The organism is Chitinophaga sp. NPDC101104 (genome assembly GCF_050277495.1).
Taxonomy (GTDB): Bacteria; Bacteroidota; Bacteroidia; order Chitinophagales; family Chitinophagaceae; genus Chitinophaga.
In genome coordinates this window covers 4,400,079-4,422,487 of sequence record NZ_JBNNSF010000001.1, presented here as the reverse complement: position 1 = coordinate 4,422,487, position 22,409 = coordinate 4,400,079, and the positions used below count along the sequence as shown (strand labels likewise).

General features: G+C 51.3%; 13 protein-coding genes and 1 pseudogene. 7 read left to right on the top strand and 7 right to left on the bottom strand.

Annotated elements, in window-relative coordinates:
- Positions 1–176: 176 nt before the first annotated feature.
- The 4 genes from ACQKLP_RS17700 (at position 177) to ACQKLP_RS17685 (ending at position 9,684) form a co-directional block, all read left to right on the top strand.
- Positions 177–4,106, top strand: coding sequence for a hypothetical protein (locus ACQKLP_RS17700; RefSeq protein ID WP_427324174.1), 3,930 nt, complete (start codon positions 177–179; stop codon positions 4,104–4,106).
- A gap of 41 nt (positions 4,107–4,147) precedes the next feature.
- A complete protein-coding gene (locus ACQKLP_RS17695; RefSeq protein WP_427324172.1) occupies positions 4,148–8,518 on the top strand; it encodes a DUF6443 domain-containing protein in 4,371 nt (1,456 codons plus the stop codon).
- Positions 8,519–8,520: 2 nt separating this feature from the next.
- The gene (locus ACQKLP_RS17690) at positions 8,521–9,021 is read left to right on the top strand and encodes a hypothetical protein (RefSeq protein ID WP_427324171.1); all 501 of its coding nucleotides are present in this window, start codon (positions 8,521–8,523) and stop codon (positions 9,019–9,021) included.
- A 354-nt stretch (positions 9,022–9,375) separates the two neighbouring features.
- Positions 9,376–9,684: a YbbC/YhhH family protein gene (locus ACQKLP_RS17685; RefSeq protein WP_427324170.1), complete on the top strand. Its 309-nt coding sequence runs from the start codon at positions 9,376–9,378 to the stop codon at positions 9,682–9,684.
- 210 nt (positions 9,685–9,894) lie between these two features.
- Here the strand turns inward: ACQKLP_RS17685 and ACQKLP_RS17680 are convergent, their stop codons facing one another.
- The gene (locus tag ACQKLP_RS17680) at positions 9,895–10,269 is read right to left on the bottom strand and encodes a hypothetical protein (protein WP_427324169.1); all 375 of its coding nucleotides are present in this window, start codon (positions 10,267–10,269) and stop codon (positions 9,895–9,897) included.
- A 565-nt stretch (positions 10,270–10,834) separates the two neighbouring features.
- On the opposite strand from ACQKLP_RS17680, the gene ACQKLP_RS17675 reads away from it, so the two are divergent.
- The 3 genes from ACQKLP_RS17675 to ACQKLP_RS17665 all read left to right on the top strand — a co-directional run bounded on the left by ACQKLP_RS17675 (position 10,835) and on the right by ACQKLP_RS17665 (position 13,791).
- Positions 10,835–11,830: a DUF1573 domain-containing protein gene (locus tag ACQKLP_RS17675; RefSeq protein WP_427324167.1), complete on the top strand. Its 996-nt coding sequence runs from the start codon at positions 10,835–10,837 to the stop codon at positions 11,828–11,830.
- Positions 11,831–11,966: 136 nt separating this feature from the next.
- Entirely contained in the window at positions 11,967–12,251 is a 285-nt protein-coding gene (locus ACQKLP_RS17670; protein ID WP_427324166.1) for a carbohydrate-binding module family 14 protein, read from the top strand.
- Positions 12,252–12,741: 490 nt separating this feature from the next.
- Complete coding sequence (locus tag ACQKLP_RS17665; RefSeq protein WP_427324165.1) at positions 12,742–13,791, top strand: DUF5694 domain-containing protein; 1,050 nt, start codon at positions 12,742–12,744, stop codon at positions 13,789–13,791.
- 102 nt (positions 13,792–13,893) lie between these two features.
- Here ACQKLP_RS17665 and ACQKLP_RS17660 read toward each other — a convergent pair whose 3' ends face one another.
- The 6 genes and pseudogenes from ACQKLP_RS17660 to ACQKLP_RS17635 form a co-directional block, all read right to left on the bottom strand.
- Positions 13,894–15,462, bottom strand: coding sequence for a S8 family peptidase (locus ACQKLP_RS17660; protein ID WP_427324164.1), 1,569 nt, complete (start codon positions 15,460–15,462; stop codon positions 13,894–13,896).
- Entirely contained in the window at positions 15,459–16,025 is a 567-nt protein-coding gene (locus ACQKLP_RS17655) for a TlpA disulfide reductase family protein (protein WP_427324163.1), read from the bottom strand. Before ACQKLP_RS17655 ends, ACQKLP_RS17660 begins: the two co-directional genes overlap by 4 nt.
- A gap of 2 nt (positions 16,026–16,027) precedes the next feature.
- Positions 16,028–16,792, bottom strand: a complete 765-nt coding sequence (locus tag ACQKLP_RS17650) for a peroxiredoxin family protein (protein WP_427324368.1) — start codon at positions 16,790–16,792, stop codon at positions 16,028–16,030.
- Positions 16,793–16,831: 39 nt separating this feature from the next.
- Positions 16,832–17,149: pseudogene (locus ACQKLP_RS17645) on the bottom strand (DUF4369 domain-containing protein); the annotation flags it as partial.
- Positions 17,150–17,217: 68 nt separating this feature from the next.
- Positions 17,218–18,669, bottom strand: a complete 1,452-nt coding sequence (locus ACQKLP_RS17640; protein ID WP_427324161.1) for a RagB/SusD family nutrient uptake outer membrane protein — start codon at positions 18,667–18,669, stop codon at positions 17,218–17,220.
- 18 nt (positions 18,670–18,687) lie between these two features.
- Entirely contained in the window at positions 18,688–22,326 is a 3,639-nt protein-coding gene (locus ACQKLP_RS17635) for a SusC/RagA family TonB-linked outer membrane protein (protein ID WP_427324159.1), read from the bottom strand.
- Positions 22,327–22,409: the final 83 nt, after the last annotated feature.

Genomic DNA, 22,409 nt, shown 5'->3' with positions numbered 1-22,409 from the left:
AAAGTGTTATGTAAATATTCGAGTTGCACCCCGCGTATTCCCCCGGAAATTACTAAAGGTTAAACCCGTACCCATGATAAATCGCGACCCACGTACCTGAAGGCTGTAAGCCGACCGTACTTGACCCAATTACAGTATTACCTCGTTTTGATTTTTTAGTTCTTTAATCACCGATTATGTTCAGCAGACCTGTACCTGTAATTCTTTTGGGGATCTGCCTGCTCTTTACAGTTACCGTGAGGGCGCAGCAGATCCTTGGACAGACCAAGTTCGAGTATTCTCCCAAAACGCCCGAGATGGCGGCTATGCAGCAATTCCTTGATTTTCCCGTAAGTTATTTCACCGGGATCCCCAATATTTCTATCCCCTTGTTGAAAATTCCTTCTAAAAGCCAGGAAGTAAATATCAGTATCAGCTACCAGGGCGGAGGGATACGGGCCGATCAGCAAACGGGTGCCGTCGGTCTGGGATGGACATTAAACGCCGGTGGCATGATTACCCGGACGGTCAGGGGGAACCCGGACGAGGGAATCGGAATCAAAACGACGAAAGACACCACCAGGCAATGGAATAGTAATACGAGTCGTTGGGATACTACCATTGCCTGGGGTACCGAAACCAGCCGGCTTTGGTATGAAAACGGTTGGCAAGGCGGGAGATATATAGATAATGGCATGTATTTCGACCTGCCTGCATTGTATGCAACCCTCACAGCAAACAATCAAGCCGTAAAGAATAGCGGTACTCCCAATACAACCGGATTGGAAAGGTACTACGCCAGGCTGAGCGACGGTGAGCCGGATATCTTTTATTTCAATTTCGGCGGCCAGTCCGGCAAGTTTTTTTTCAATGGCAGGGAGGCTATCCTGCTTCCGCATAATCCGGATATAAGAATAACGCCCATATTTATCCAGGAAATTGATGAGCTCAAAAACACCCGTAATTACTTTGATGGGTTCGTCATCAATATGGCGGATGGAACGGAGTATCGATTCGGAGAAACGCCATCTGCGAAGATCAGCGGCGAGGTAGGATGGAACAGTGGTTTTTCCGCACCTAACGGGTGGGCGCTGACGATGAGCATCGATCGTACGTCGAAAGACACCGTTCGATTCGAATACGAACAAAGAATCGGGCTGTTCAGGAAACCCGCCGTTGTGCAGGCGTTTATTACCCAATCGAACTTTGACGCCTGTTCCAACCTCTGGGGAGGATTAAAGATCGACCGGTTTAACGAAGCCCGGCTGACGCGCGTGTTGACCCGGAAAGCGGAAGCCCGGCTATATTATTCGGACATTCGCGAAAGGTACGCGGAAACCTCCAGGCTCGATTCTATCCGGATGTTTGACCGGGTGACCGCATTGCCGGACAGGAAAGTACAGTTCGACTACGGGAACTTCAAGTCGGGCAGGATGAAGTTACAAACCTGTCTGACGATAGATAAGACGAACAAAGTAGTGATGCCCTACCAGTTTGGTTATTATGACACGGCTTTCCGCAAGGATCCATCTGCTCCCGCGGAAGATTTCTACAGCCCTTATTGCCAGGATTACTGGGGCTTTTATAACGATAGTATCAGGAACGACCAGGAAAAAAGCCTGATCCTTCAATGCGGCAATTCCGGCAACAGGAAAGCGGCCTGGCCCCAGATGCAGCGCGATGCGCTGGTTTCCGTGACTTACCCGACTGGGAACAAAACAATCATGGAATATGAACCGCACGATTTTTCTTCAGGCCGGAAGTTCGACGGAACGATCGGCGCAGGCGATTTTTACAGTACGGATTATCATCACAATTTTGATATCGGCGATATCGTAGGCGGTCTGCGAATAAAAAGGGTCCTGAATTACGATCCGCTCCGCGGTGACACGCTGATCCGGCGGATCACATACCGGGACTTCACCAATCCGGCCAATTCTTCCGGGCACCTGGATATTTCACCATCGCTGATTACATCAGTTTTGTCATACTGCAGTGTATCCAACACGCCGAGGTACCTGGTGTCTTCCCACAATCTTCAGCAAAGCGCCAACGGGGAAGGCCATATCGGCTACCGGTACGTAACGGTTACGGAGGAAAAGGGGGGAGCCGGCAACGGGCGCACGGAGTATGAGTTTTTCAACGATCTGAATACGGATTCTTCATTTTATTTTAATGTCTGCGACAGTGGCGTTAATAATTGCATAATCGGGAACTACGATATCATCACCAGCTGGCAACCGAAACGGACTATGCAAAACCTCTTGTACGGTATGGAAAAGGCAAAACGTATCTACAGCCAGGCGGGCCAGTTGCTGCAGGAATCCAGGACCAATTACCGGGCTATCAAATACGGCGGGATGACGCGCGCGGTTGTCATGAGCGCCGGTGCCAAGAATGAAATTTGTGGCACCACACCTGTTTTTGGTGAACCCCAACAAACGGTGCAGGGAAGGCCCGTTGTACTTGCGCCTAACCTCAGTTTCCAGTTCGTATATTCCTACATCATGGGAAAGATGGCCGTGCTGCCCAAAGAAATGATTAACGATACCTATACTACCACCGGATTAAAGAAGACGGATACAATATTTATGGAATATAATAGTCCTTTCCACCTGAATCCGACAAAAAAGCTGAGCCGGAGCAGTGAAGGGGACTTGAGGGTGGAGGAATCCTATTTTTCCCGAGATTTTACGGACCTGGCAGGGGATTCTACCTTCAAGTACCTCAGAAAAGGCGGGTATAATATACCAGTGGCTACGTTCCAGCAGGAAAACGGCAAGGTGACCGCCGGTGGGTACCGGAAGTATAAAATGGCGCATGCGGTAGATTCCGTGAGTATATTACCGAAAGAGGAATTCGCCTTGCTGACCGAAGAAGGCGAGCTGCCGTCTTCCCTGAACCTGACTTCGACATATCCTAAACAATTAAACTACCCCGCCGCGAAATTCATCCGGATCGCCAACCTGGATTATGATGTGAATAACAATGTCATACAGCTGACAGGTAAAGGTGGGTCGATCCGTTCCATCACCTGGGATTATGACAATACCAGCGCCGTGTCGGAAACAAAGAATGCAGCCATCACTGAAGTTGCCTATTCGAGCTTCGAAACTGCCGCCAACGGCCGTTGGTCCGGATCGGCGCTGCGGATTTCCGGCGGAATTATGGGGGAGAAAGCCTACAATTTGACAAATGGAGCATTGACAGTTTCCGGATTGCCGGCAGGGAAGGAATACCTGGTAAGTTATTGGTCTAACGGCGCCGCCGCTACTGTAAACGGCGTAGCAGCCGCGCAGGGGCCCTTAAAACAGGGCTGGCGGTACTATGAACATATTCTGCCTTCGACGACCACTTCCGTGACGGTCAGCGGAACGGTGGCGATCGATGAATTGAGGTTATACCCACGCCAGGCGTCCATGAATACATTCGCATATGCGCCCTTGAGCGGCGTAACGGAGATGGCTACGCCGAACGGCATTCTGCAGTACGAGTACGACGGGATGGGGCGCTTGTGGTTGCTGCGCGACCTCGATGGGAATATCACGAAGTCTGCGGAGTATTTCTACGCCGGTTTTGATCATACCAACCCGGTCTGGCTGAATTCCGGCGTCCTGCGTTGCAAGCCCTGCGCCGCCAATACCGCATATAACGATACGGTCCGCCAGGCAGAACAGATTGATTTTAATCCCCGTAGCAGCACTTTCAATACAAAACGATGGTCTGACATCGGCGTTTCAACTGCGTGCACGAATAATGCGGCATGGCAAAATACGGCTACGGCCACGCGTTGTAAAGTGTCGGGCGGATCCAATACCGGTGAAATAGAGCAGGAGCAAAAGGACATGAACCCCTGCAGCGCCACGTATAATACTATCCGTTGGGTGGTTATAGGAGTCAACACGACTACCTGTGTTCCCTGTACCGGCGTTAACAAAAAAATGATTAATGGTGTTTGCGAAACGGGCGTACGGGTGAATTTGTCGACCGTTAACGTTTCCATTCCAGGTCAGATCCGGCACAAATGTACGTACAGGTATGAATGGAGCGATTGTTCGAAGAGCCCCAATTACGAGGAAATAGGCCCGCAACCCTGTACGCTTAACGTGAGCTGCGATTTTAATTGATTTGTCCACATGTATCCCATCAATGTTTCAACGAGATTTTTATGAAAATGGAAGTTTTTTCCCTTCATACTTTCTGGCGTTTATCGATAGCCGCGCTGTTTGTACCCTTGACGCTCACCGCCCAGAATGCGCCCAACACCAGTGCCAGACCGGCAGCGACGCCAGTTGCAGTACCCGCAGCCTATAGCGGGGCGGCATTCAACTATATCCGGACCCGGGAGCCAGTGATGCCAATTTCGGATCCGGCAGTGGTCAATTCACCGTCACGAACAGTCCGGGAGGTGGTACAGCATACCCAATATTTTGACGGGTTCGGGCGGGAGGTGCAGAAGGTTTCCAAAGGACTTGGTGGCGTTATAGATACCAATGCAACGGGTGGAAAGGATCTGGTGAGTATGAAAATATATGACGTTTTCGGACGGGAACAATACCAATACCTTCCCTATGTTCACCAGGGAACGGGTAGCAGCGATGGGCTTTTCAAAACCGCACCATTCACTTCGCAGGCCGCGTTTTATCAAAGCGCCGTTTTAAGTCCCGGAGCAGTCGGCGAAACGGTTTATTATAGTCAGACTGATTTTGAGGCTTCTCCATTGAACAGGGTACTGAAAACATACAGTCCGGGTAATAGCTGGGCGAAATCCGGTGGGAACAGGCCGGTGGAGAAACAGTACCTCATCAATACAGTTGGGGATTCTGTCCGCATTTGGGATTTGCCGGCTGGGGGGATCATTCCCGTCAGCGCCGCCGGAAGGGTTTATCCTGCCGGTAAACTATCGAAAGAGGTCACCAAAGATGAAGCAGGTGCCGAAGTGGTGGAATACAAGAACAATGAAGGGAAGGTAGTAATGCGGAAAATACAGTCGGCAAATACTACAGGAACGGCGCATGTTGGGTGGTTCTGTACGTATTACGTGTACGATTTGATGGGGAACCTCCGATTTGTGATCCCTCCGAAGGCCGTTGAATCCGTTATCGGAAGTTGGGTAATTTCGGCCACAATCTCTCACGAACTTTGTTTTTTCTACCAATACGACTCCTATAAACGGCTGATAGTTAAAAAAGTACCTGGTGCCGGCCCGGTTCATATGGTCTACGATGCCCGAGACCGCCTTGTTTTTACTCAGGATTCGGTGCAGCGGGCCAAAACGCCCACCCGGGAATGGATGGTAACGTTTTACGACGGGCTTGACCGGGCGACCGTGTCGGCATTATACACTTCCAATGCGAGCCGGCAGCAGTTGCAGGATTCTACCAACAACCTGCCGGCTACAGGGAACCCGGTACCCAATATCACAGGTTATACGCCGATCGCCTATACCTATTATGACGACTATACTTGGGCAGGTAAACATAATATGGATTTAACTGATCTGGCTAAGCCGCAGGCCGGCGGAAATCCATATCCCGAAGCATCAACCGCAGCCAGCGTACTCACAAAAAGCGTCGAAACCGGTAACAAAGTGCGAGTATTGGGCGCACCTACTGAAAAATGGCTGGTAACAACGGTTTATTATAATGATAAAGGCCGGGTAATCCAGACAATTGCCGATAATGTTGCCGGCGGCAAAAGCATCATCACGAATCTTTATGATTTTTCCGGAAAGCTACTCAGCCAGTATGAAAAACATACGAATCCAATAAGTACATCCGACCCTTCCACAACTTTGCTGACGATGAACCGGTATGATGCCACCGGCAAACTCCGGACCGTAAAAAAGCGCCTAAACGATAACGCATCCTGGGAAAGGACAATTTCCGATAACAGTTACGAGGAGATGGGGAACCTGAAAGACAAGCGGTTGGGTGTTACAGGTGCCTCCACGCAACTTGAAAAGTTGACTCACGAATATAATATCAGGGGATGGTTAAAGGCCATCAACAAGCCCTATGCTACCACCGCAGGCAGCACGGCCAGTTGGTTCGGAATGGAATTGAGTTACGATTATGGGTTTCAGGTCAACCAATTCAACGGAAATATCGCCGGCACGAGGTGGAAAAGTAAGGGAGATGGTATTGCAAGGGCGTATGGATACTTTTACGATAAGACGAACCGGTTGAGCGGGGCTGACTTCAACCAGCTGAATACCAGCGCCAGCTCGGTTTGGGAAAAGAACCTGGCGGATTTTACCGTTAGTAACCTGGCCTATGACGCGGGTGGCAATATCCTCTCCATGAAACAAATGGGGCTTAAGGCCGGTGCGCCCGCGGTAGTAGATCAGTTAAGATATGAATATTACGCAGGTGGCAACAGGCTCCGGTTCGTGAGGGATTCTGCAAATGATGTGGCCAATACGCTTGGCGACTTTAAGGAACCGGCCGCGAATAATACGGCCAATGCCAGCGCACCTGCAACTGACTTCGACTACACCTATAATCAAAACGGCAGTCTCATCACAGACAAAAACAAAGACATTACAGCGATAACATATAATCATCTGCAACTGCCACAATTGATTACGATCACCGGAAAAGGCACGATCGCCTTCGAATACGACGCAAGCGGAATAAAACTCAAGAAAACCGTGACGGATAATACGGTAACTCCCGCGAAAGTTACGCGAACGAACTATCTGCCAGGACTGGTGTATGAAAATGATACACTACGGTTTGCAGGCCATAATGAAGGTCGAATAAGGACCATTCGTAAAACCGGTCAACCCGTTTCATACGCTTATGATTATTTCATTAAGGACTACCTGGGTAATACGAGAATGGTATTAACGGAGCAAACTGATTTTTCCATGTATTCCGCTAGCATGGAGCCGGAAAACGCTGCCATGGAAAATGCCTTGTTCAGCAACATAGACGCCAGCCGGTCAGCCAAACCTGTCGGGTATCCCGACGACGAAGCGACGTCTCAAAACTCGGCGGTCGCGAAGCTCAACGGGGCGGACCCCGACCGCCGGATCGGCCCAAGCCTGGTGCTGAAGGTGATGGCGGGAGATACCGTACGGATCGGGGCCCGGGCCTTTTATAAATCACAATCCGGAAACGGTCCGCAATCGTCCATGGCCCCGGCCGCCGATATGGCCGCGGCGCTCGTTCGGGCTTTTGGCAATGGAAGCGCCGCGAGCCCTGATGCCCACGGAGCAACCGGTATAGGCAATGCACTCCCGCTTAATAATAACTTCGTGAACGACAGCTGGGAACGCCTCAAGAAGAAGGAAAACCAATCGATTTTCAACCCGGACCGGCCGCGGGCCTACCTCAACTTTGTAATGTTCGACGAACAACTTAACTTGGTGGAAGGTAATAGTGGGGTGAAACAAGTTGCCGCTCAGCCAGACGAACTGCAGACGCTGGCCCAGGACAACATGGTGGTGGACGAAAGTGGTTATCTATACGTCTACACAAGCAATGAAACGCCGCAGGATGTGTTCTTTGATAATTTGAACGTCACAACGATATCGGGGCCACTGTTGGAGGAGACGCATTATTATCCGTTTGGGCTCTCAATGCAGGGCATATCTGGCAAGGCCTTGTACAGTCCTGAAAACAAGTTTCAATACAACGGAAAAGAATTACAGGGTAAAGAGTTTTCCGGCAATGGAGGTAGTGGATTGGATTGGTATGATTATGGTGCCAGAATGTACGATCCGCAGATCGGCAGATGGCATGCAATTGACGCAAAGGCTGAAAAATATGGAGGCGTTTCTCCATATAACTACGCGCTGGATAATCCAATATTGTTTGTAGATCCAGATGGTAAGGACGTTGGTGTTACAATTGACAGAGAGAATAAAAGAATGACATTATCGTCAACTATTTTTGTATTTGGAGCAAATGCGAAAGATAAGGTTGCTGAATATAATAAGGCAGCTGAAGGATTTGAGGGACTCAATGGAAAGTATACAGATGAGGAAGGTGTTGAATGGAGTATTTCAATAAAAATGAACTTCGCAGTAGGGTCTAAAGAAGATGAGAAAAGAATAGAAGGGGCCGGAAGCGGGGGGGCTGCTGAAAATATGCTTTTTTTGGATCCTGGAGAAAGTAATGCACATAATGAACCAATCCGTGATGCAAATGGTAGACCTGAAAAGAATACAATTGAGCTTTTTAACGAGCGAAACGTCGTAGTTGATAAGGAATTTCTAACATCTAGAAAGTCTATAATGAATAGCAGATCCGCGTATTATTCTTCGGCTGCGACAGCCATACATGAGACTTTACATACATACGGTTTAAGTGATAGATATGTAGGTAAAAATGGGCTGAAGGAAACGCCGGCCAATTTTAAAAATGATATTATGGGTGAGGGTACTTATCTGAGAAATTCAACTGTTAATCAGATACACTATAATAATATCGGGAGAAAATTATTAGAATTGAGCAAAGCAAAAGGAAGCGATAGCTTTATTTCTAATGCTGTTGTAGATAAAGATAAATTTGGTAATCTTAAAGGTCAATAATCATGATGCGAATCGCGTTGCTTTTTACAATGATTTTCGGAACGTTAGGCTGTAATTATTCTCTCTTTGTAAAGAAGGACAGAGTAATCAGTGTCAGATATGGTTATCTGCTACTTCATAGAGATCAGCAAATATTCTTTCCTGTTAAAAAAGCACAGGAAGTTATCTCACTCAGTCAAATTGAGGGAAAAGTTGGATATTTGATTTTTTTTGAAAACGAGTTACAGACTTATAGGGAAGCTGCACAAAAAGTCGCTGTGGAGTATACTTATCGGTATGGGTCTGAAATGGTATCCAGAATCGATTCAATTGGAATAATGGCAGTGGAAATTAGATCAGTTCCATATCAGAATAAAGGCAAACGAGGATTAGATACACTGAGTTTCAAACACGATCAAGTTCCTGTAAAGTTGAGATTTTACAATACCAATAATGAAGGAGTTTTATCGGTATATCCCATTTTTAATAATGATATTAAAAAGCTTCAAGAGTATTATAATTAACATTTCGATTGAAAATGAAACAGACTGATTCCTCGGTTGCCCAAGGCCAGCGAGAATCCAAGAGGTTCAGTTGCTGGAAAATGAAACATTAGTATAATGAATTATTGTTTCAGTATATAATCGTCGCAAATGAACTAAACAAAACGAATTTGTTTTAACACCATCCGGTAAAATATTGAAATATGACGTGAACTCTAAAAAAACACTTTGAGCCGGAGGGTGTGGCAAAAGATGTGTCCAGTCATCAAAACTTCCCAACACGGGTTAATAATGTTCCAGCGGTTGATACTAAACCTGTTTACATCGAGAAAAGAGGCGGTAAAAAGTATGGTATAATGAAGAAAGGAAAACACAATGAAGGCAATAACTTTTATATTCATTTTTATGCTCATTGCCTTAGGAAATGCGAGTGCGCAGAAAAAAGGCAATGCCGTAACTGACTATGTTCCAGATCATGAAACTGCTAGAAAAGTAGCGGAAGCTATTTGGTATCCAATTTTCGGGAAAAACATTTATTGGCAGAAGCCCTTTGAAGTAAAATTGATCGGAGATAGCGTTTGGGTAGTAACTGGAACGCTCCCAAAGGGGAGGCGAGGAGGGGTTGCTTATATAGAAATAGTGAAAAGCGATTGCAGAATACGTAAAATCGCACATGGTAAATAAATGTAATTTTATGGCAGTAGATGTTGTTCATCGAGTTGCCGGGTGTACTTCTCCTTTTGCAGGTGTTTAGCCAGCTAAAGAGGGCATCGTAGATCAAATCGCCCTTCTCCGGTAGAACGTGGTCGTCGCCGTGGTTGTAGGCAATCCCTGCGGAGCGAAGTCATGGCGGTCGGTATCAGCTCCGCGGACGATGGGTGCCATCTTTAGGGATTATTCCAAAGTATAACCTTCCAGATTCTCAAATAAAATAAAATCCTGATCGGTTTCCGATATTGTAAATCGATCAGTTTCGATATCCGGATCGAAACATAGATAGAACCCTTTATTAGATTTGAAAAACTTAAAATCTTCAATAGTCTCAAAGTAGCTTCGGTTCTGATAAAAAAAAGAATAACAAATTACACTTTTGCATGCCAGTAGTACTTTCAGCTTCGACTTTGCATAGATCGATTGATACTTGATCTCGACATTTACGATACCAATATTGTCAACTGCAATAACAACTGAAAGCAGCTTCCCGCTAAGTAAATTATACTCCGCCGCCACTCGTGCTATCAGGTCTTCACCTTGTCCTAAATAATTCATAAATTCAATTTTGATTCCTTCTTTCAAAATCCTTTAATGCTTCATTCCTTTTCAGTGGGCTGCGCGATTACAAAGCATGCAAAAGCATATGCTGACAATAACGCCGTACAGTTTGCGCAGGCTCTTTGGTTACAAATCAATGATATGTAGGCTAATCATTTTTTATTCAAATCTTTTGGATTTTATTTTCAGCAGAAAGGTACCAAAAGTACCATAATGTAGAACGCACAACCTTGCAGTGTTGTACGTTTTTTTAATGACTATGGCAGGTTAAAGCGGATATCAGTTCTGCGGAGCTAGAATACATTTGTATTGTAGCATCTTCGATGAAAAGCTGGAGCCACTGGAAAGTGGATCTGCCCAAATAATCTATCCCTCCATCTTTCCACAAAAAATCCCACTGCAACATTATCGCAGTCATATATTATAGTTTAGAGTCATATACGATACGCAATTCGATTACCCTAACCAACCATTACATACAATGAGAATGTTGTCCCTATACCGAGGACTGGCCGTGGCGCTATGTCTGACCCAAATCTCCTGTTCCCGCATTCCCCGCGAAATGTCCGTAAGGTCCGGCTCCATGAGCGAAGCCCTGCATGCCGCCGCAGTGGAAAAGAAACACCTGATGGCCGTAGTAACATATGATGGATGCCCTTCCTGCGATAAATTGATGGACGCCGCCAATCATGAAGATGAATTCCGGGAAGTGTTCGAACAGTATCTCGTTTACCGGTTCAATGCCATGGAGCCCCAAAACCAATGGCTCGACCAATGGCTCTACGAAAAAGCCTATCCCATTACGCTGCTCTTCACTCCCGATGGTACCCTGCTGACCATCATCAAAAACGGTAATGCTGGTAAAATAAAAAACCTCGCCGCCAGGGCCCTCATCAATCCTAACGACACCGCCATTTTCCGCCACAGCCGCACCAAGCTCCCCTTCGGGCACGACACCCTCGTGCGCACGCTCGCCGCTGGATTTAACGGTTACATGGCCCTGCACGCCCAACCCGATCCCGCCCGCATGCGCAACGCCCTGTACAACATCGAACAAACCCTTCCCGATCAAGGCTATTTCTTCAACTATTACCTGCTGTCGAAACTCCATGATAAACTGGGCGACAGCTCCCGGGCCCGCCGCTTCGCCGACAGCGCCCTCGCCCGGAAAGGCCCGCTGGAAGCTATGCTCTACGCGCCCCTGCGCGCCGAGCTCAAATTCCAGGGCAATGCCAGTTACGATCAATACGACGATCCCTACGTGGCCATCAGCGAAACAAAAATCGATATCGGGGAAGTAAACCGCAACCAAAGCCCTAAGGCCACTTTCAAAATCAGGAATATCGGCAAAAAGCCCCTCCTCATCCAGGATCTGCGCGTAGGCTGCACCTGCACTTCGGCAGACTGGCCCAAAAAACCCATCCTGCCCGGCGAGGAAACGGTGGTGAGCCTCACTTACAAAGCAGCAAAAGAGGGAACCTTCACGCAATCGGCCTACCTGCTGACCAACGCGTTTAACAGCTCCATCCACATCACCATCAGCGGTTACGTGATGTAGCATATCCTTCAGACGATTTAATTGACGCAGCCAGTAAAAAAAAAGGGCCACAAAGGCCGCTGGGTTTGCTGTGTGGCTGCATGCACCCGCCAGCTTTTTTCTTTCACTTCTTTTATTCACCAAAAAACCAACAAACATGAAAAAGAATGTTTTCAAATGGAGCATGGTGCTCGTGCTGTGCGTAGCACTGGTTTCCGGATTTGTAATGCGCAGCGAAGCCTATCCGGTCGGTAGCTGCTTTGGTCACAATGGCGAAAAGCGCAACTTCCTGCCGGATTCCGAGTTTTGCGCCGCCTTTTACATCTGCGACGACTGGTACCAGCCCGTCTTACAGTGGTGCCCCACCGGCCTGCACTTCGATATGTACGAAGAAGTGTGCGACTGGCCGGCATTTTCGACTTCCTGGCCGGATTGCATGTAATTTCCAGCGCTTTTGAATTGAAAGCCGCCCTGCCCCGGAGCTTCCGGGCAGGGCGGTTATTTTTTTGAAAGGAGGCCTGCAACAGCAGCTCTGGTTTAGGAACGCATTCCTGGCATATATGTCCACATCTTCAATTTTCCGCGATGCGCCCCCCGTTGAGGAAGGTAGGATCAGGGCCGTCCGTAAAACAGGTCAACCGGTGCGATATGCATACGATTACTTCGTAAAAGACCATAACGGTGTGAAACAACTTGCCACCCAGCTGGATGAACTGCAGACTCAGGCATAGGGAATACATATTGATGGACAAAAGTGGTTATCTTTAAGTCTACACGAACAATGATCCCCCATAGGATGTGTTCTTTGATAATTTAACCGTAACAACGTTAACGGGACCACTGATGGAAGTGACGCACTATTATCCTTTGGGGTCGACAATGGAAAAATACGATTGCACAAACCGACAAACACTTTAAACAAAGGCAGAAATATGAAGTATTTCATTTTATTTATTTTCTTCATTTCAATAAACGCCCGGGCGCAACAAGTGGACATTATGCTGATAGGTGTTTCCCATAACTACAGCAAGTACCCTGCGCAGGATTTTTCCGGCATGCATAATAAAATCAGAAAATTCAAACCCGATGCTTTTTTTGGCGAATTCCTGAGTAAGGAAGATGAACGGCTTGTGATGGATTATTGGTGTAAACAGGACAATATCAAACGGCTGGATATGCTGAGGAACAATCGAAGCATAGCAGCAGCGTTACTTCCCAGGGCAATTGACAGTTTAAAAAAACTATCCCTGTCAAACCCCAAAGACTACCGGGTAAAAACGGATTTAGCCCATGCTTACTATCTGAATCAAGATGTTGCAAATGGCCACTATCAATTCTGGCAAGTTTTCAATTACCTGCAGCAGACGCCCGATGCTGAACTTGAAAGCTATGTCGATAAATTGCTTAGCCCTCAATTGGATACAACAGGGCGCAGCATGAAAAGACTGAAAACTTCCGAATATGCATTCATAGCATTTCCAATGATGCAGGAAATGGGAATGCACGAATTGCTTCCCATGGATTGCCAGGATTACGATTTGAATTGGGGAGCATCATGGGTAGCTTTCGATACGAAATTCAATGTATTTAAAAAAGATACCGCTGCGTCTTTTAGAAAAGAATTACAATCTGGTTTGGATAAAATCAGTAAGGGGTATGAAAAATATGCGCATATCGAAAGTTCTTCAAATAACATAACTGAATGGTTGAACACAGACGAAGCATCTGCCATCTCCGCTTCAGGTGATTTCTATTTGCCGGAGATGTACGGTATGGCGAACTTTCCTACAGAAGAAATGCTATCGAAAATACATTGGTGGATAATGAGAAATAAAGGGATGTGTGAAAATGTTGTAACCAGGGCGAGAAAGGCGGGAGCGAAAAGAGTGGTCGTTCTTGCGGGGGCCAATCATAGAAAATATATGCAAGACATTTTCAATACCATGCCAGATGTAAGGGTAAGGAATATTAATGAATTCTAATTGAAATTATCCACTACGGCTAACTGCCAGAACCCGATCCTAATAGGGGACAGCCTGGGACCCATCCGCCCCAGGCTGTCTTTACCCCAAAAAATCACGATATCATTTGCGCTCCGCAGCGGTTTCGGCCGCCAGCGCAATGGCTTTCGCGGCATTGGCCACACCTCCTGAAACAGACAATTCGCTGAAGGATATCCATCCCGGTGTTGCCGCTTTCCGGTCGATGACCGGGCCATCGTATTTCACCACAGACGCCATGATGATCTCTTTCACTTCTACCGCCGTTAGCCGGGGAAAGTAAGACCGGATCAGCGCTGCAATACCCGCTACCACCGGTGCGGCCATGCTCGTACCGTCCATATTGGCGTAATTGTTATGGGGCATGGCAGACCAGATGGCCACGCCGGGCGCGAAAAGGTCTACGGTATGTTTGCCATAATTGGAAAAGCCCGCCGGCAAATGATCACCCAGTTTGGGGCCGGAAGCGCCCACTTCCAGCCAGGCGACGGCCTCTCCACTGCCATCGGCGTACCGGCGGTTGGGATAGTTCTCCATCACGTCGAGGTCTTTGGTGTCGTTGCCGGCAGCATGTACCAGGAGCACGTCCTTCTGCATGGCGTATTTCACCGCTTCGTCCACCAATGGTTTGTTGGGGGAGATCGCTTTGCCGAAGCTCATGTTGATCACCTTCGCGCCATTATCCACGGCGTAACGGATAGCATTGGCGATGTCTTTATCGCGCTCGTCTCCGTCGGGCACGGCGCGTACGCTCATGATGCGGACGTTGTCGGCCACCCCGTCCAGCCCGAGGGCGTTGCCGCGGAGGGCGCCGATGATGCCGGCCACGTGCGTACCATGACTGGCATCTGGGCCCATGGCGTCGGCGGTGCCGTAGCGGGATTCGTGCAGGTCGGCCAAGTTATCGCCTACCAGCGTTGCACGCGGGTTATGGTCCAGGTTCCATTTATGGTCCACTTCCGTTTTGAAGTGATCGTAGGCGCCATCGATCTCCTTGGCCTTCCAGGCCAGTATGCTGGGGTAGTCTTTGCTGCCTCTCAACAACATCGACCGGAGCGATGCCTGTTGTACCGTGTTGGGCTGAAAAGCGAGCACGTCTGCCCGGGTTGGGTCTGGCTTGCCGATGGCCAGCAGCAGGCTGTCGGTCATCACTTTCATGCGGGTTACGCCGTTGAGTTGCAGCCTGGCCTTCGCCAGTTCCGACTGCCATAATTTGCGGCGCGTTTTGTACAGTGCCAGGCCGCTGGTGTCTGCAGGAAGATTGGCCAGGTCCGGGAACCGGCGCTGCCCGTCGCGGACGAATCGCGTCAGTTCCGCGTTTTCGTGGAGAATGCTGCCCCGGGCCGATCCGAGGAAACTCCAGCCGAACGTGTCGTCGGCATACCCGTTGCGGTCATCGTCTTTCCCGTTCTTTCGCTCGCGCGGGTTTTGCCACAAAACGGGGCGCAGGTCTGCATGTACCGAATCGATCCCGGAATCGATCACCGCCACCAGAACCGTCTTGCCTTTTTTCCCCTTCAGCAGTTCGTAGGCCTGCTGGGTGCTGACGCCGAAGATGCTGTCTGCCGCGAGGTCTTTATGCTGCCAGCCTTGCTGGGCAAACGCCGTTGCCAGGTAAAAACCGGGCAACAGCGTCAGAATGATTTTCTTCATGATTTATTTTTTTGAACGATCGCCTTGGCCTGGTCTACCGTCAGCTTGCCCTCTACGAGCAGCTGGAGGTGCTCCTCCGTCAGATCGAATGGATTGGTGATCCAGACGATTTTGTTGTTGCGGATCAGGAAGGTACGCGGGATACCGAAGGTGCCGGATGGCTTGAGCCAATGCCGGTCGAAAGGGGATTTATCCTTTTCGCCGTCGAATGCCACGAGGTTGTTGGCGAAAAATGCCGGGTTATCGGCGATGAATTGCCGCACTTTGGCGGTATCGCTTTCCCAGACGCCCTGCGAAATGAAAGTGATCTTATCCTTGAACTTCGCGGCCAGCGCGCTCATGTGCGGCATCGACTTGATGCAGGGTTTGCACCAGGTGGCCCATAGCTCGATCAGGTAGGTTTTGTCTTGATCGAACGCGGTGATGCCGTTGCCTTTGAGCCAGGTGGCCGCGGGATACTGATTCACCGGCTCGCCTACGTCCAGGAAAGAGTATAGTTTCTGCGCGCTGAGGGTTTGCGCCGCCGTCAATGCCACGGCGCATATCAACAGGATTTTTTTCATGGTTACTTGTTTATGATTTTTTTGATTTCCACTTCCGGATCGGTGATCAGGTTCAGGTCGCGCAGGAGGATCTTACCATCGGTCCCGATTAGGTAGGAGTGGGGGATGAATCCCAGCGAGAGGTTGTACGCCATGCCGATGGCGGAGGTGTCTGCATCAGCCGTTTGCTTCACCGGGTGGATGAGGTTGATGATGTTGGGCGCAACGAAACCGGCATCTTCCACTTCGGTGAGCCAGCGTTGCTGATCGTCGTTGCAGAATACGGTCAGGATCACGAGGTTATCGTCTTTACACTGGCGGCTGATCTTGTTGAGCGCGAAGGAAAAGGGCTCGAAGGGAATGAAGTTGCGGTTCCAGAAGCAGAGGAGTACATTCTTCCCTTTCAGTGAGGCGAGAGAGACGGCTTTGCCGTTCGTGTCGTTGAGCGTAAAATCCGGCGCCGCCACACCCGGTACCAGCTTTTTGGCTACTGCCAGGTTGGCGGCCACTTTCTTTCCGGAAGGCGTGTTGCGGATGGCGGGGGCGTATCTGTTGAACTCTCCTTCATATTTCAACGGGTCCTGGATGAAACCGTCGACCTGCCGGGCCCAGAGGCTGAAACCGACGAAGCTGTTGGGATGTGTCTTAACGAACTCCTGCTGGATCTCGCGGCGTTTCACGCGAAGCGCCTGCAGTTCCTGCCCGACTTTTTTCATATTCTCCTCGTCGCCGGCTTCCTGGTACTGTTTGAACTGCTTGTCCAGCTCCGGCCCTTTGGCCAGCTGCACTTTGTATTCTTCGAATAGCGCATCCAGGTCTACCTGCGACGGGCCGCCCTTCACCTGTGTGGAGAGCAGGTTGGCGTTGCCGGTCATGGTGAGGTCGGTGGCGGGGTCCGCGAAGATCTCCTTGTACTGGCCCTGGACAGAACGGTCGGCGGGAATGAATACGAGCGTAATGGCTACAGGTTCTTCCAGCTGGCCGCTGAACCGGAAAGCGCCGTTGCTTACTTTCACGGAGTCGTGGTACAGTTTGCTGAGGCTTTCGTAGCGGTAGGTCAGCATGCCTTGTTGGTCTTTGCCCATTTGTCCGTTTACGGTGAAGGGGCGTTGCTGCGCCTGCAGCGCGCAGGGTGCAGCGGTCATTGTAAGCATGGCTCCGCCAGCTAACACTTGTCTGAGTGTCATCATGATCTCTATTTTTTTGAAAGTTTTTAAGGATTGTTGGCCATGCCAGGATTGCCGTCCATGATATTGCGCGGCAGTTTAAGCACCAGGCGGTTAGGTAATGATAATGTGTATTCCGAGACCGTGCCATTGGCATGGTAGATCGTGTGTTTGGCGCTGAAGCCCGCGTACAGCGGGTCTACAGACAGGCGGCGCATGTCGAACCAACGGTACCCTTCCATCGCGAATTCCCGTACACGTTCGTCGATGATGAATTTGACGAGCGCGTTTTGGCTGACCGCGGTGGTTGCGGGCACCGCGGCGTTGGCCACGGGCATCCGGTGCCGGCGCAGGGTTTCCACATCGGCCACAGCGCCGGCGAGGTTGCCCGTCCGTGCTTTGCATTCGGCGCTGAGCAGGTACAGTTCCGGCAATTGGAGGCCGAAGCGGGCGTACTGCAGCCCGTATTTGCGGAGCCTTCCGGCGGCGTTGGGCGTATTGTCCGGGTTGCGCGCGGTGTAGAATTGCAGGCGCAGGTCGCCGGCGCCATAGAGCGCCGCCGCTTCCTGCGTGAGCACCAGGCCACTCTGGGTGAATTGCACATACGGGCCGCAGTTCCAGACCTTGGACACCACGGCTTCCCGTACGTCGGAAGGGTTCTGGAAGGGCGAACGGGGGCCGTTCATGATATCGATGGGAAGGAATGATCCTCCCGGCGCCAGCGTTTCGTTGTAATCGTAGAGCGTTGGACTGCCGTTGGCGGACACCTGTGCGAGGGCGCTTTCCAGGTAAGGCAGCGCTTCGGCGGGTTTGCCCATGAACAGGTACACCTTGCCCAGGAGCCCTTCGGCCGCAGGCCGGCTCATATGCGTGGCTACCGGGGGGGTGGCCGGCAGGCTTTTGATCGCCTCTTTCAGGTCGCTGATGATGAAATCATAGGTCTGCTGCAATGTGCCGCGGCTGAATTCCGCGACGTTCACGTCGGCCATAGTGATGATGGGGAAGCCTGCGTCGGCCGCTGCCGTGGCGGCCACATATGGCTTGCAGTAATAGTTCGCCATGTTGAAATAGCTCCATGCACGCGTGGCCAGCGCTTCGGCGCGGATGGCGGACTTTTGCTGCGGGGTGCCGCCTTCCGTCTCCATCACCTCGTTGATGATCTTGTTCAGGTTGTACAATTGGCTGTTGTGGAGATTGATGGCCGGGGCGGTTTCCTCGCTCAGGCGGTAAATGGAGTCCGCCCATTGGAACAATCTTTCCTTAAAGAGGTTCCGGTTCAGGAAATAGCTGCCTTCCGCCGCAATCTCGTCTCCCATAAACAACGGCTCCTGCCAGCCGCCTGACCAGGCGTAGAGATAATACGCAGGATCGTTCATCATCAACTCGTAATCTTTCACGTTCGTAGCCACCCGCTGGCCCATCGGCACGATCTCCAGCCAGCTTTTTTTGCAGGCCATGGTGGTGGAGACCAGGAATATATAGAGGATCGTTTTTTTCATCTGGTTGCGTTTATCGATTTAGAAAGAAAGATTGGCGCCGAGCGCGTAACTATGCAGCGGCGAACCGCTCTGCCAGCTGGGATCGATGCGGTCCCTGTTGGCCGCCCAGATCAGGTAATTGCTGGTTTGAAGGTAGCAGCTGAGCGATTGCACCTTCAGCAGCTCCAGCACGGAGGCGGGCAGGCTGTAGTTCAGCGTAACGTCGCGCAGTTTGATGTAGGATGCGCTCACCACATTGATGTCGGCGAATTTGTAATAATCTACGTTCCGGCGGCCATAATCGACCGACGGGCTCGCCACGTAAGAAGGCACCTGGATGCGGGCTTCGTCTCCGGGTTGCTTCCAGCGGTCGAGGAATTGCACGGAGTAGTTCGCCGTCCCGAAGTTGGAGCGGGTAGCCATCCTGCCGTTGTACAGCTGGTTTACCGGCGCACGCATCACGGCGCCGAAGCTGCCGACGATGTTGGCGCTCAGCGAAAACCGCTTATAGCTGAAAACGTTCGTGAGGCCCCCGTTGTATGGCGCCTGGCGCGTGCCAAGAAACACTACGTCGTCTGCCGCGGCGGCACCCGGGCTTTTGGTCACCCCGTCTTTCGCCGTATGGATCTGCGGATCGCCGAGGTTATCGAGGCCGGCGTATCGATAGGCGAAAAGCGGGCTCAACGGGTAGCCGGTCACGTAGCTGGCGCCGAGCCGCTGGCTGGCGGTATTCATCCAGGGCAGCACCGGCCCGTAAGAAACCAGCTTGTTCCGGTTATACCCCAGCTGGAAGCTGCTCGTCCACCGGAAATCTTTCCCGGCGATGTTGGCAGACGTCAGCGACAATTCCACACCCTGGTTGGTGAGTTCGCCCAGGTTCCCCGTAATATTGGGATGGCCGGTAAACGGGTTGAGGGGTTTGGAACCGAGCATGTCGGTGGTTTTGCGGTGATACACGTTGATGCTGCCGCCCAGCCGCCGGTTGAGCACGCTGAAATCGATCCCGAAGTTGATGGTGCGGGTGGCTTCCCATGCCAGGCCGCGGTTGGCCGGTTGGCCGAGCGTCAGCGCATCCCCGGCGATGATGCCCGCCTGCGAAGACGCGTTGATGACCCGCAGCACGTCGTAGGTAGAGGCAGAACCGATATAGGGCGAGTTGCCGGTAAGGCCATACGTGGCACGCAGGCCCAGCTCGTTGAGCCAGGTCAGCGGTTGCATGAACGGCTCTTTGCCCATCTGCCATTTGCCGCCGATGCTCCACACGGGTTTGTTCTGGCTGGCGAGGTCGCTGCCGAACTGGCTGCTGTAATCCTGCCGCCAGCTGGCATCCAGGCTGTACTTCTGCCTGAAGGTATAGCTGGCCAGCCCGAAATAAGAGATGAAGCGCGATTTTTCCTTCATGGGGAAGAACGCCTGGTATGGCAAAAAGCCGTAACCGGTAATCGTTCCGGGGATGCCGTTCTGCATCCGTTTCCAGTCGATCGCCGCAAAGGTGCCCAACGCCTCATCGTACCCCAGGAGCGTGGTGGTATTGGAATGCATGCTGGTTTCCTGGGCTTCCTGGCCTACCTGTACGAGGATATTGTCTTCGCCCTTACGCGGCCTGGCTTCATAAATGAGCTGATTGCGGACCGTCCAGTTGCGGGAGTTGTTTTCACCGGTCATGAACACCCCGCCGTTTTGCGGGAAATGGTATATGGGCGCGACGCCGGGGCCTGGTACTTCGGTCAGGCTCAGGGCCGTTTGGCGGACGGAGAAGATGCTGTTGTCGGCGAAAGAAGAACTGGTGCCCGGGGCGGTCTGGTAGCCATAGGAACCGTTGAAGCGCAGTCCCTTCCAGATGGCCACGGCGATGTTGGCGGTGATGTTGGCCGAAAGGGTGCTGCGTTTGGTATAGCTCTTTTCGATTTCGTTCAGCGGATAATAGTCGAGGTTGATCCCGCTTCTTTCCTGGTAGTCGAGGCGCAGGGAGTCCTGGTAACCGCTGAGGTAATTCATGGCCAGCGCATTGCCGTTTGCGTCGCGGAACATTTGGTAAGGGAGGAAATCGTTGCCGATGGTGATGATGTTTTTGCCGCGGGTGTCGCGGTTGACCAGCGAGGTGCTGAGGCTGACGTCCACCCGCTTGCCCACATGCAGCTTCTGGTTGAAATTCAGTTTGAAAGCGTTGTCCTTATTGCCGGGATTGTTATCCTGGACGCCGGTGTAACCCAGCGAGCCGTAGAAGCTGTAGGTATTGTTGCCCCCGCCGACGGAAACGGTATGGTTGGTGGTCATGGCCGGCCGTTGCCACAGTTCCCGGATTTGCCCCATGTTGTTCATCGACGCGAGGCTGTCGAGACTTTTGTTGGCCTGTTCCGCGGAAATTTTCCCGCGGTACTGGTCGTACAGGACCTGATCGTGCGGGGCCACTACTTCGTAGGTGAGCGCGGCCCAGGGATTGGCTTCGGGATCGAAGGTTTCGCGGGCGGCCTGGATGTACTGGCGGCTGTCCATCACTGGTATCTTGCCGTAATGCGGCCGGCCGGAATAGTTGACGAAGCCGCTGTAGTTGACCGACAGCCTTTTGTTTTTGTTCCCCGATTTGGTCGACACCACCACTACGCCGTTAGACGCCCTGGCGCCCCAGATCGCCGCGGCGGCCGCGTCTTTGAGGATCGTAATGTCCTCGATATCGTCCGGGTTGAGGGCGCTGAAGTCGGGCACAATCACCCCATTGACCACATAAAGCGGATCGGCGGTCAGCAATACGGATGCCTTCCCCCGGATGGTGCTCATGATCGTGGAGTTGCCGTTGTAGCGGCTGGTATTGGTAGCGCGCGTGGGCGACAAGACCAAACCCGGCACCAGCCCTTCGAGCCGCCCGATCACGTCCATCGTGCTGGTACGGTTTCTCACCACTTCCATATCCGGTTTACTGAACGCGCCCGTGGCCCTTTCGCGGGAGAGGAGCTGGTATCCCGTGTTCAACTGTTCCACCACCACCGCTTTCAACTCGGTGATCTGCACTTTCAGCACGATGGTGTTGAACGGCAGCGCGGGATTGCCCTTTACCTCGCGGCGTTCGTACCCGATGGCAGACACCACCAGCGTAGCGTCTCCGCGGTCGGCGAAAATGGAGAAATAACCCCCGTCGTTGGTGGCCACAGAGATGGGGCCACCCAACGTGCCTACCGTGGCGCCGGGAATGGGTTCGTTCTTTTCATTGAACACCCGCCCCCTGATCTCGACGGTGGCGCTGTACACCGGCGCCGGCCTCGCCGGTGTTACGCCTTCATTTTTCCACGATACGATGATCGTGCGGCCCATGATCTCATAAATTAATGGTTGGTTTTTGAATACGAGATCCAGAAACGCCGGCAGGGCCATTTTCTTCACATCTACCGTTACGGGGCGGGCGCGGACGAAGATGTCTTTATTGCCGGTGGCGCTGTAGCCTGTCTGCGACTTTACAGCAGCCAGCACTTTTTGCAGGGAAAGGTCGGTGCCTTTGAGCGTAACCGTTTGGGCGCGGGCATTCACGGATGCCATCAGGCAGCATGCCAAAAGCAGGAAAACGACGGGTGGGAGGATGTTGTTCCTGATGCGCATTACGGTCGTTTGCAGGCGGCTGCCTGGTAGATCTGGTTGGTGGCGGGCATAACTTCCCGGGCCTTCGGAATAAGCATTTCTTTGCATACTTTTGCAAGGATTTGGTTGATAAATAAGCAGTCTTCGCGGACATGCGTTTAGGACGCGACCAGATTCCGGCCGGTAGTGCT